Genomic DNA, 12342 nt, shown 5'->3' with positions numbered 1-12342 from the left:
CCGTTGTCGTGATACTCGCATGCACCTGCTGGCCGTTGGCCAGATCCGCGGTGTTCACCGGGATGCTGTAGCCCAACTGGCCATTCGGCATCGGCTGCACCGTACCGGTAAATTCATGGCCGTTGACGGTCAGCGTCACCACATCGTGCACGCGCGCATCGCCGCCCACGGTGCCGGTCACTCTGGTGGTCAGCTGCTGGCTTTCCGCCGCATTAATGATGTCATCAACGGCGATCTGATGAATGGTGATATCCGCAGTCGCCGCGTAATCCACGCTGACCGCATGTTCTGCCGTGGCAGTGGCGGTGTTACCTGCGTAATCCGTTGTCGTGATACTCGCATGTACCTGCTGGCCGTTGGCCAGATCCGCGGTGTTCACCGGGATGCTGTAGCCCAGCAGGCCGTTCGGCATCGGCTGTACGGTGCCGGTAAATTCATGGCCGTTGACGGTCAGCGTCACCACATCATGCACGCGCGCATCGCCGCCCACCGTGCCTGTCACTCTGGTGGTCAGCTGCTGGCTTTCCGTCGCATTGATGATGTCATCAACGGCAATCTGATGAATGGTGATATCGGCAGTGGCCACATAGTCGAGGCTAACACTGTGATCCGCCGTGGCGGTCGCGGTGTTACCGGCATAATCCGTTGTCGTGATACTCGCATGCACCTGCTGACCGTTGGCCAGATCCGCGGTGTTCACCGGGATGCTGTAGCCCAGATGGCCATCCGGCATCGGCTGCACCGTGCCGGTAAATTCATGGCCGTTGACCGTCAGCGTCACCACATCATGCACGCGCGCATCGCCGCCCACGGTGCCGGTCACTCTGGTGGTCAGCTGCTGGCTTTCCGCCGCATTGAGGATGTCGTCACTGGCAATCTGATGAATGGTGATATCAGCGGTGGCCACATAGTCGAGGCTGACACTGTGATCCGCCGTGGCGGTCGCGGTGTTACCTGCGTAATCCGTTGTCGTAATACTCGCATGCACCTGCTGGCCGTTCGCCAGGTCCGCAGTGTTCACATCTATCGCGTAACCCAGATGGCCATCCGGCATCGGCTGCACCGTGCCGGTGAACTCATGCCCATTCACCGTCAGCGTCACCACATCGTGCACCCGCGCGTCGCCGCCCACGGTGCCGGTCACGGTGGTGGTTAGCTTCTGACTTTCCGTCGCATTGATGATGTCATCAACGGCAATCTGATGAATAGTGATGTCGGCGGTGGCCACATAATCCACGCTGACCGCATGTTCTGCCGTGGCGGTGGCGGTGTTACCGGCGTAATCCGTTGTCGTGATACTCGCATGCACCTGCTGGCCGTTGGCCAGATCCGCGGTGTTCACCGGGATGCTGTAGCCCAACTGGCCATTCGGCATCGGCTGCACCGTACCGGTAAATTCATGGCCGTTGACCGTCAGCGTCACCACATCATGCACGCGCGCATCGCCGCCCACGGTGCCGGTCACTCTGGTGGTCAGCTGCTGGCTTTCCGCCGCATTGATGATGTCGTCACTGGCAATCTGGTGAATGGTGATATCGGCGGTCGCCGCGTAATCCACGCTCACCGCATGGTCTGCCGTGGCAGTGGCGGTGTTACCGGCGTAATCCGTCGTCGTGATACTCGCATGCACCTGTTGACCGTTCGCCAGATCCGCAGTGTTTACATCAATCGCGTAACCCAGTTGACCGTTCGGCATTGGCTGTACGGTGCCGGTGAATTCGTGGCCGTTCACCGTCAGGGTCACCACATCGTGCACGCGCGCATCGCCGCCCACGGTGCCGGTCACGGTGGTGGTCGGCTTCATGCTTTCCGCCGCATTGAGGATGTCATCACCGGCGATCTGGTGAATAGTGATATCGGCGGTGGCCACGTAGTCGAGGCTGACACTGTGATCCGCCGTCGCGGTCGCGGTATTGCCCGCGCCGTCAGTGGTGGTGATGGTGGCGTGCACCTGCTGGCCGTTCGCCAGGTCCGCGGTGTTCACCGGGATGCTGTAGCCCAGTTGACCATTCGGCATAGCCTGTACGGCACCGGTAAACTCATGGCCGTTCACCGTCAGGGTCACCACATCGTGTACCCGCGCATCCCCGCCCACGGTACCGGTCACATTGGTGGTTGAATTCTGGCTTTCCGCCGCATTGATGATGTCATCACCGGCAATCTGGTGAATAGTGATATCGGCTGTGGCCACGTAATCGGCGCTGACCGCATGGTCGGCCGTGGCGGTGGCGGTGTTACCCGCCCCGTCGGTGGTGGTGATGGTGGCATGTACCTGCTGGCCGTTCGCCAGGTCCGCGGTGTTCACCGGGATGCTGTAGCCCAGTTGACCATTCGGCATAGCCTGTACGGCACCGGTAAACTCATGGCCGTTGACCGTCAGCGTAACCACATCATGCACGCGCGCATCGCCGCCCACGGTGCCGGTCACGGTCGTGGTCGGCTTCTGGCTTTCCGCCGCATTGATGATGTCATCACCGGCGATCTGATGAATAGTGATATCGGCTGTTGCCACGTAATCCACGCTCACCGCATGGTCTGCGGTCGCGGTCGCGGTATTACCCGCGCCGTCAGTGGTGGTGATGGTGGCATGCACCTGCTGGCCGTTCGCCAGGTCCGCGGTGTTCACTTCAATGCTGTAACCCAGTTGGCCGTTCGGCATTGGCTGCACGGTGCCGGTAAATTCATGGCCGTTCACCGTCAGCGTCACCACATCATGCACACGCGCATCGCCGCCCACGGTGCCGCTGATGGTGGTGGTTGGCTTCTGGCTTTCCGCCGCATTGAGGATGTCGTCACCGGAAATCTGATGGATGGTGATATCGGCAGAAACGTTGGTATCAATAGCTACAGTATGATCGCTGGATGCCTGAGTCGTGTTCCCAGCCTCATCGGTTGACGTCACCGTGGCATGAATATTCGGATTGGCCAGCAGCCCCTGAGTCGAGACATTGATCCGATAGCCCAGGTTGCCATTACCGAGATCGATAACGACATCGTGATATTCCTTGCCATCGACGGTTAATGTGATGGCATCACCGATTTTTGCATCGCCGCCAACCGTTCCGTGAACGGAGGTCTGCGCTTCGTGAGATTCATTGATGTTAATAACGTTATCGGGTGTGACGTTGTCGATGGTGATCTGGTCATGCAGATCGGTAACATCAATAAGAGAATTAGCGGTACTTTCTGCAGTACGGCCTGAAACATCAGTCGCCGTTGCCACAACAGTAATCTCACCTTCAACCAAACCACTTAAATCTGGTTGTAATGTCCAGTGGCCATTAGAGACGGGTACGTCGAGGGTGATTGTGTTTTTTTGGCTATCTGTGAAGGTCAGAGTGATGTGATTTTGATTACTGGTACCGCTGATATTGGTGTGATTGATTTCATTTTTGTTAATAAAGCCATCGTTACCAGCAAAATCATCAATGTTAACTAACGGTGGCAAAACAGGTGGAGCACCAGCATCGGCTAAGCCGTTTTCGGGTAAGTTAAGTTCCCATGTCGGCGAACCCAGGCCAGCTGTTTTAAAACCGGCGGTTGGATCAATTATCTGCCCAGTTAAATCTAACTGAACAAGAGTGTGGCCACCGCCGCCGCCTTCAATTTGCACCGGTGCTTCATTGCCCGCAGCGGTTGCTTCTAATGCTTGTGTCGGGTCAGCGCCGTCAGCAATGGATTTCTGTAACGATGCGACATCCTGAGTGTCATGCTCTGCAGTACTTACTGCATTCAAGCCATGCTCACTCCAGTGGCTATTACGTCCGAGATCCAGGGTTTTACCATCAGGCAGTGATACGCTCACCGCGCCGCTGGCTCCCGTGACAATCTCTTCACCACTGTAGATTCTGTCACCTTCTTTCAAGAGACGCTGCGAGCCATCTGCTTCTACTACATAAACCTGACCAATGACCGCTTTAATAACACCGAGTAAATTACTCACAGTACCCTCTCTTGAATATCATCGTTATTTTTATAAAAGTCGCAATAAATTAAATAATTAATAACATTATTATTTCATTTGTAATACATAACCAAAAATAGAAAAATGCCCATTAATGGACATATCCTTATTAGGGATTATTTATAAATGTAGAAAAAAACACAGTTATTAGCACTCTATTATCGGAGACTTGACTGAGCGTTAAATATAATCAAAAATGACGAAAAGTGAAACATCACATTACAGAACATTAAATTTCATTGCGAATGAAAGCTGCGTTTAATGTAATCAGATAAAGACCTCTGCACTTGTTAATTGATATGATGTTTCGTGTTAAAACAGAAATGGATATAAGGCGTGATATAGGGATATCGTTAACGCGCGCAATATAAAGGCTTCATAAAATGCAGAAGGTTTCCCTTTTTATACTTGGTTGTTTATCAATACCATCAGTTAACGCAGCAACTTTACAAAATACCGTAAATCAAGCTTTATCCAGCCATCCGGAAGTAAATGCTTCAGTAAATAGTCGTTATTCTGCAGAGCAGGATTTGCGCGCAGCGCGCGGGGGATATCTTCCTTCTCTGAATGTAGATGCCGAAGCAGGCAAGAAAAACATCAATGATGCTACTACGCGTGCGGGTGGTAGTAATAATGGCATGAATTTGTCTCCAAACGACGCCACGCTTAGCCTCAACCAGAATGTATTCGACGGTTTTGCGACGTCTAGTGAAGTTGGCCGTCAAAAGGCAACCGTTGATTCCCGTGCTTTTAACGTGCTCAACATCAGCGAAAATACCGCATTCCAGGTGGTTCAGGCTTACGTTGATGTATTGCAACGCCAAGAATATGTGCATCTGGCAGAAGATGACCTCGCGAACCATGAACGCATCTACGACCAGATTCGTTTGCGTACCGATCAAGGCGTTGGCCGCTCAGGCGATTTAATGCAGGCGGAAGCGCGTCTGGCGCAGGCTCGCAACAACTTGTTGACTGAGCAAACCAACCTCGAAGATGCGAATACTACATTCATGAGTGTGACCGGTGAAGCACCTGAAAACCTGAGTCTGCCTGAAAGTATTGATGCCATCCTTCCAAAATCGCTTGAAGATGCCAAACGCATAATGGAAGACAACAGCCCGCTGCTGAAATCTGCCAATGCCGATATTCAGGCTGCTCGCCAGCAATATGAAGCTTCAAAATCAACTTTTTACCCACGTGTTGATGTAGCGGTATCTCGCAGCATCAGTAATGACACCGACACGACTCGCGCCCATTCTGAAGAGTGGCAGGCGATGGTGAAACTGCATTACAACCTGTACCAGGGCGGCAGCGATAAAGCAGCAATGCAGTCCCGTGCGTATCTGGAAAAACAATCTCAGGACGTGCGTAATAACACCTTGCGCCAGATGAATCAGGAAATTGGCCTTGCATGGTCAGCATTAAAAAGCGCCAGAGACCAAATTCCCGCGGCCACAGATTATGCTGACCGCAGCGTGAAAGTTCGTACCGCTTATCAGGATCAGTTCAGCCTGGGTGAACGAACTCTGCTGGATTTATTGGATAGTGAAAATGAAGTATTCTCATCTAAACGCCGCCTTGTTGAATTACGTTATCTGGAGATTACGACGGGTTATCGTATTTGCGCGCGTACAGGTGAATTATTAAAAGCACTTAAAATTAATCCAGTGCCTGCAGGTCAACCAATAGACTCTCCAGAAAATAACTCATTACCTGAACTTAATTAGCATTTAATTAATTGAAATAGTTACCCGCTGAACTATTTCAGGATTAGTTCGCTTTTTTTATTTTTTGCTAAATAATTGCGTCAGGAACATTCCTATCAATGAATTCACAAGTTGAACACATGAATACAATGTCAGAGGCTCCTCCAGTTGAGGAGTCGCATTATCATGACCCGCGCAGTCGCAATGACGATCCATTGCTCGATTGCCTGCTGGTTCTTTGTTCTGTGCATGGTAAATCAGCAAGCCGCTCAACTTTGAGTAGTGGGCTGCCGCTGGAGAACGATCGCCTGACGTTGGCTATTTTGCCTCGTGCTGCCGCTCGTGCAGGTTTAAAAGCACGTGTCATCAAACGTTCGCTCAATAAAATCGCCGCCATGTCTCTGCCTGCGATTCTTTTGCTACGCGATGGTGGTGCCGCCGTACTGCTTGGTTGGAACGCCGATGGAACTGCGCGCATTATGCCAAGCGAGAGCGAAGGTGGTGAAATCAATATTGATGCAGCAGAGCTTGAGAAAAGCTACGCAGGCCAGGTGATTTTCGCGCATCCTCGTCATGAGTTTGACTTACAGTCTGAATCTTTCCTGCCGCGTACAAAATCCTGGTTCAAAGATACGCTGATGCTATCTCGCTATCTTTACATGGATGCGATATTAGCAAGCTTGCTGATTAACCTGATTGCGCTGGGAACTCCGCTGTTCACCATGAACGTGTATGACAGGGTTGTACCCAATCATGCCACGGTGACTTTGTGGGTTTTGGCCGTCGGTATTTGCATGGCGTTTGTTTTCGATTTGATCTTAAAAATGCTGCGTGGTGTCTGCCTCGACATTGCCGGTAAAAAGAGTGACCTGATTATCTCAGCCACGCTCTTTGAGCGTATTACCGGCATGGAGATGAAAGCGCGCCCTGCTCGCGTGGGTAGCTTTGCGCAAAACATTCATGAATTTCAGTCGCTGCGTGATTTCCTTTCCTCGCTCACGTTGACCACGCTTATCGATTTGCCGTTTACGCTGGTGCTGCTGCTGGTAATTGGCATTATCGGCGGGACGCTGGCATGGATCCCGTTACTGACCTTCCCTATCGCGCTGGTGATTAGCTGGGCGTTGCAGAAACCTGTAAATGCCGCCGTTGCCAAAACCATGAGTTTGGCAAGTGAGCGTCAGGCATTGCTGATTGAAACACTCAGTGGTCTGGACGCTATCAAAGTCAACAACGCACAAAGCGAACGCCAGTATCAATGGGAACAAACTCTGGGCAGTTTAAGCCGCCTGGAATTACGCGTTAAAACCTTATCCAGCTTCGCCAGCAACTTGACCGGATGGTTCCAGCAAATGTCTGGCGTCATCATGATTATCGTCGGCGTGTATATGATTATTGGCGGCAAGCTGAGCATGGGCGGCCTGATTGCCTGCTACATGCTTAATGGCCGTGCGCTGATGCCAATGGGTCAGTTGACCGGGTTGATTGCCCGTTATCACCAGGCGCGCCTGACTATCAAAAACACCGAGCAAATGATGTCGATGCCGCAGGAGAGACGCGATCATGAGCACCCTCTCAAGCGTGAAACGTTCCGTGGCAGCATTGAATTCAAAGATGTCGACTTCAGTTATCCTGAGCAGAAAAACCCTTCACTGCAAAAGATTAATCTGACCATTAAGCCCGGCGAACGCGTAGGTATTATCGGTCGTAGTGGCTCGGGCAAGAGCTCGATTAGCAAGTTGATAATCAATCTTTACCAGCCAACCGGCGGTAATATTTTGATCGACGACGTAGATGCTCGTCAGTTGGACGTCAACGATTTGCGCCACAGCATTGGTTATGTTCCTCAGGACATTCAGCTGTTTAATGGTTCACTGCGTGATAACCTGATTTGCGGTGCCCGTTATGTCGATGATGAAACGATGCTGCGCGCCGCGGAACTTGCTGGCGTTAACGAATTTGCTCGTGTTCACCCTGACGGTTACAACTTGCAAGTTGGTGAGCGTGGTATGCAGCTGTCCGGCGGGCAACGCCAGGCTGTTGCTCTGGCCCGTGCACTCCTGCTGGAGCCACCAGTTCTGCTACTTGATGAACCAACCAGTGCGATGGACAACACCAGTGAAGACAAGATTAAACAAGCGCTGGTGCCATTTGTCGCTGATAAAACACTGTTACTCGTGACGCACAAAGCGTCGATGCTGACACTGGTTGATCGACTGATTATTGTTGATAAAGGACGCATTATTGCTGATGGCCCGAAAGCCATTGTTATGGATGCGCTGAAGAAGGGTCAAATCAATGCGTCTCGCTGAGTTATTTGCACGTTTACGCCCGCAAATTCGCCACTACTTTAAAGGTCGCGATGAGAACCAGGCCGATAACATTAACGAGGTGAGTCATGCTCTGATTGATGACTCCCCACGCGTTATTCGTCTGACTCTTTGGACTATCCTGGTATTAGTCTTACTGGCGTTCGTTTGGGCCGGATTTGCCAAACTTGATGAAGTTACACGAGGCGAAGGTAAAGCCATTCCGTCATCACGCTTGCAAAAAATACAGAACCTGGAAGGCGGTATTGTCACCGAGCTGTATGTGCATGAAGGGCAAATCGTTGAAGCTGGCGCGCCGTTGATTCATTTGGATGACACTCGCTTTGCTTCAAATGTCGGTGAAACTGAAGCAGACAAACTTGGCTTGCAGGCTAAAATCGACCGCCTGACAGCGGAAGCTGAAGATAAAGAGTTTGTTATTTCTGATGAAATTGCTAAGCAAGCACCCGATGTTGCACGCGGAGAAGTCGATTTATTTAACAGTCGCCGACGCCAGTTCCAGAATGAAATTGAAGGTCTTCAGGAACAGTTAGTACAGAAAAAACAGGAACTGCGTGACTTCCAGTCCAAACAGGCACAGTACAAAAACAGCCTTGGTTTACTGCAGCAAGAGATCAAAATGTCTGAGCCGCTGCTGGCCTCAGGTGCAATTTCTAAAGTTGAAATCCTGCGTTTACGCCGCACTGAAGTAGAAACTAAAGGGCTGTTGGATTCCGTTACGCTTTCCATTCCTAAGTCTGCATCTGAGACAAAAGAGATTGAAAACAAGATTGGCGAAAGTCGTAACCGCTTCCAGAGCGACGCGCTGTCACAGCTTAACGAAGCACGCACGAATCTGAGCAAAGCAGAAGCCACAGGCAAAGCACTTGAAGACCGCGTCAATCGAACCATGGTGGTCTCGCCTGTTCGCGGTGTCGTCCAGCAAATTTTGGTTAACACCATTGGTGGAGTAATTCAGCCAGGCAGTGACTTAGTAGAAATCGTGCCGCTTGATGACAAACTGCTTATCGAAGTGAAAATTCAGCCGCGTGACATTGCCTTCCTGCACCCAGGGCAACATGCGGTCGTGAAGTTTACCGCTTACGACTACACCACCTACGGTGGTCTGAATGGCGAGCTGGTACAGCTAAGCCCGGACACAGTAACCGATAAAGAAGGCCACAGTTACTACATTGCACGCCTGCGCACTGATAAGAACTACCTGGGGACCAAAGAGCATCCAATGGTCATCATTCCGGGTATGGTCGCCTCAGTCGATATCATAACTGGTAAGAAATCCATTCTGAGTTATCTGCTGAAACCGATTATTCGCGCCAAAGCGGAAGCATTACGCGAAAGATAGAAACGATAAAAAAGCCGCAACAGATGATGTTGCGGCTTTTTTTATCGTGAAATTCAGTAGCTGGTTGGCGTTAAATACATAACACCCGGATTTGTCTTACTGGGCATTAAACGAAGACAACTTCCCACGGTTCAGAGTCAATTTACCCTCGTTAACCAACTCCTGGAGCACTTTATGGATAGCGCTACGTGAAATGTGGTTCCTACTGAGAATAAATGTATAAACTGATGTTTTTTCACGTATTTCAGGCTCAAGTGACCAAATGTGTTTCACGTGTTCCGTCACAATTTCGCGAATAGTTTTATGCGAACGCAGATTTTCACGCTGGAAATAACGCTGCAGATGGTTAGTCAGAATATCAAATGCATGTATCCATAGGTTTTTCTTGCTAAGCATCTCATTAGCATTAGCCGCATTCATTACCCACATCTCACAGTCCGTGTCACAACGCAGGTAATGAGACATCACATCATTACGCATCTGTGCCAGGCCAAGGATAGCGGGGGCGGTAAAACTTACCGTAACAAGGTCATTTTCAACTCGGTAAACAGAGACAGAACCTTTCTCAAGATAAAAAATGTTTCCATCTTTTTTCATTTCAATGCGCTGACGTTTTTTCCTCAGAGAGAAATAGGCGTTTTCAGATTTTTTAATCTCGTCTCCAATGAGCATTACAGATTCATCAAAATTAAGAATGGACATCAGCTTCTCTTACTCTAGTTATGGGATTGAGATTATCTCCTGGCACAAAGCAAAGGAGATCGCCCTAACGCAATCGATACCCCGTTACTCGTAACGTATATCAATATAGGACATTACGGCAAACCTGCGATTGGTAAGCCAGATTTTGAGGATTGTAGGATGGCGATTTGAAATGAATAACCTTATGAACTCCATGCCAAACAATATTCCACGCTCATGAACAACCGCATACTTTATTATTACTTCATTATACAGCAATGAAATAATCACTCAAAAAAATCATATCAGGGCATATTGTTTTTCAAACAATCACAACTGTTATTCCATAAACAGCAGGGATTAAAAACAACTTGAAAAATAATATATAATAAATACAATGGCCAAACAATCGATATCACAATCACGGTATCAATCTTATCTTTAAACCAGGTAATATCATTTTGCTGATATTTTCTTGCCTGCGTTAAAAGCCATACGAATCTGAATAACATAAACACCAGGGTTGAAACCCCATAAATACATACTATTAATTGAAATAGTTTATTCAATGGCCATGGCCCCATTGTTATGGTGAGACATCATCAACGATGAGTAAAGGCAACTGAAATACTCAGGTATTAAATATCATTTTCAAATTTACACTATTGAGCATCTAACTCTGAGCTACCACGCCTGCCCCCTCATACTGCTCTGTCAGTGAGTATATTAATCTGAGGGCAGAAACGTAATTTTTTTAATCTTTGCGCTGCTAATTTTATCTTTTCAGTTAAAAAAGAAACAGCGCACAACCATAACAAATTGATTTTAAATGATTTTTAACGTATAAAAATAGTTAACACTTAGTTAATCATACGTATATTGATGATCCAAGAAGTGCCTACAGGGTAAAGTAGCTAAAAGGCTGGATTATTCCATGCCACATTGTGCTTATAATGGCAGGTGGAAAACCAGCCTGAGTCAACGAGAGTAGTGGCAACATGTCCGAAGCAGATAATCTATGTTATCTCATTGAAAACAAAATAGTATTCCTACCAGAGAAACAGTGTCTGGTACATACAGACAGCCATGAAGAGATAAAACTCAAGCCGACAGCCTCATTATGCCTACTGTTATTGCTCAGGAATCACACTAAGATTGTTACTCAGAATGAGTTACTCGCTTTCGCGTGGGGTGAAAGCCACAGACAGGTTAGCTTTAACGCCTTTTATCAAAGCATTCTCTCTCTGCGAAAGTCATTTTTACAAATGAATGTAGAGAAACAAATAATCACCACAATTCCTCGTAAAGGTCTTATCATTCAACAAGAAATAACCGTTGAAAAAAAACGGGATCATGTTGTACCTGAGGTTGATATCGAACTTACAGAGCCGCACGCTGTAACAGATACGAATAGAATAGATAATAAAAAACTGCCAAAGGTAAATCTGGCGGAAGCACTTATTATTATGTTTACCATCATAATAGTTGGGATGCTTCTCTACCCTAAAGTATCCAGCGAGAGTTACTTTTCGGGTTATGTTGCTTCAAAAAAATATGATGGCCAATGCCACTATTTTTTAAATGATGATGCAAGTAACCATATTCGTCATGAGGGCTTTATCAAACAGCATCCTGAAATGTGCAGTGATGATAAATACCTCTATGTAACGGCTTATCCTGAGACGAAAAATATTTCTATCATTACGTGCACTACCAATATGGAATTGTCACATGATAACTCCTGTCAGTCCGTCTATTATCCCCGGTACGATAGTAAATGAAGATGCTTAGCGCGATAGCCACTATCAGAAAACAAACACGTATCATTTTCCTGGTGTGTCTGGCGATACTCTCCGGTCTCGCGTTCTATCTATATATGCCCTCATACGAGAATCCGCACAGCATCGTATGCCGGTCGACGCTACAGATAGTTAGGGGTAATGCGTCATTTAGAGGCATTGTCGATTTCAAATCGGGTGATGGAAAAGGTATTGCAAACATTAACGGCATCATAAACGTCACGCCGCAGGAAGAGTATACGGTTCAGAGGACCATCCTCTTTACGCTTGCTGAGTATGGCCTCAGCCCCGTCTGGGTATCCCAGCAGATCATCATTTCCAACCGTGAAACCGTACCCGCTGCGATTCTGCAACAATTTTTCCCTGATTTTTATCTGAAAAACTCAGGAGTAAGCGATATCGATATTTTTAGGCTAAACAAGGATGCCGCTCTCCTCACCCGTGAAGACATTCCTTATTTATACTGCCAGAAGTATCAGCTTCCCGATGAAGAGTAACTTCGTACAAACATCTACAGCGA

Annotated in this window: 7 protein-coding genes; 5 read left to right on the top strand and 2 right to left on the bottom strand. The window is 48.4% G+C overall.

The features are described 5' to 3' along the window. A partial coding sequence (locus GC128_RS04125) for a retention module-containing protein (RefSeq protein WP_151993217.1) occupies positions 1-3943 on the bottom strand: 3943 nt, incomplete at its 3' end. Between the two features lie 404 nt (positions 3944-4347). Between GC128_RS04125 and GC128_RS04120 the strand changes: the two genes are divergently transcribed. From GC128_RS04120 to GC128_RS04110, 3 genes are all read left to right on the top strand, one after another. Continuing rightward, positions 4348-5691, top strand: a complete 1344-nt coding sequence (locus tag GC128_RS04120) for a TolC family outer membrane protein (RefSeq protein ID WP_151993216.1) — start codon at positions 4348-4350, stop codon at positions 5689-5691. Between the two features lie 119 nt (positions 5692-5810). Continuing rightward, positions 5811-7982: a type I secretion system permease/ATPase gene (locus GC128_RS04115; protein WP_226811995.1), complete on the top strand. Its 2172-nt coding sequence runs from the start codon at positions 5811-5813 to the stop codon at positions 7980-7982. Then, a complete protein-coding gene (locus GC128_RS04110; RefSeq protein ID WP_151993214.1) occupies positions 7969-9342 on the top strand; it encodes an HlyD family type I secretion periplasmic adaptor subunit in 1374 nt (457 codons plus the stop codon). The genes GC128_RS04115 and GC128_RS04110 overlap by 14 nt, the downstream gene beginning before the upstream one ends. A 96-nt stretch (positions 9343-9438) precedes the next feature. On the opposite strand, the gene GC128_RS04105 is transcribed toward GC128_RS04110, so the two are convergent. Then, on the bottom strand, positions 9439-10044 hold the full coding sequence (locus tag GC128_RS04105) for a helix-turn-helix domain-containing protein (RefSeq protein ID WP_151993213.1): 606 nt from the start codon (positions 10042-10044) through the stop codon (positions 9439-9441). A gap of 977 nt (positions 10045-11021) precedes the next feature. On the opposite strand from GC128_RS04105, the gene GC128_RS04100 reads away from it, so the two are divergent. Continuing rightward, positions 11022-11804 (top strand): winged helix-turn-helix domain-containing protein, encoded by a 783-nt coding sequence (locus tag GC128_RS04100; RefSeq protein ID WP_151993212.1) that lies wholly within the window; start codon positions 11022-11024, stop codon positions 11802-11804. Beyond that, entirely contained in the window at positions 11801-12319 is a 519-nt protein-coding gene (locus GC128_RS04095; RefSeq protein WP_193216217.1) for a hypothetical protein, read from the top strand. Before GC128_RS04100 ends, GC128_RS04095 begins: the two co-directional genes overlap by 4 nt. Positions 12320-12342 lie beyond the last annotated feature (23 nt).

Source organism: Buttiauxella massiliensis (genome assembly GCF_902500225.1).
GTDB lineage: Bacteria > Pseudomonadota > Gammaproteobacteria > Enterobacterales > Enterobacteriaceae > Buttiauxella > Buttiauxella massiliensis.
The sequence above is the reverse complement of the archived record's forward strand: the minus strand, read 5'-3'. Positions and strand labels throughout refer to the sequence as shown.